This window comes from Bacillus cereus group sp. Bce019, from assembly GCF_051781745.1.
Taxonomy (GTDB): domain Bacteria; phylum Bacillota; class Bacilli; order Bacillales; family Bacillaceae_G; genus Bacillus_A; species Bacillus_A cereus.
This window is the reverse complement of the sequence record NZ_JBPWJX010000191.1, coordinates 1-262: the sequence shown is the minus strand read 5'-3', so window position 1 is coordinate 262 and position 262 is coordinate 1. Positions and strand designations below refer to the sequence as shown.

The window sequence follows — 262 nt, the reverse complement described above, 5'->3', positions numbered from 1 at the left end:
ACTCTCTACGGCTGACCTTCCCATGTCATTCTTCTATACTCTTTAAGTCCACATTGCAGTCCTACAACCCCGAGGAGTAAACTCCTCGGTTTGCCCTCCAGCCGTTTCGCTCGCCGCTACTAAGGCTATCGCTTTTGCTTTCTCTTCCTGCAGCTACTTAGATGTTTCAGTTCACTGCGTCTTCCTTCCTATGACCTTAACAGTCATGGATGACATGCATTACATGCCGGGTTCCCCCATTCGGACATCTCTGGATCAATGC

Annotated in this window: 1 rRNA gene; it reads right to left on the bottom strand. The window is 49.2% G+C overall.

The features are described from left to right. Positions 1 to 262, bottom strand: a 23S ribosomal RNA gene (locus ACS2QP_RS27960); the annotation flags it as partial.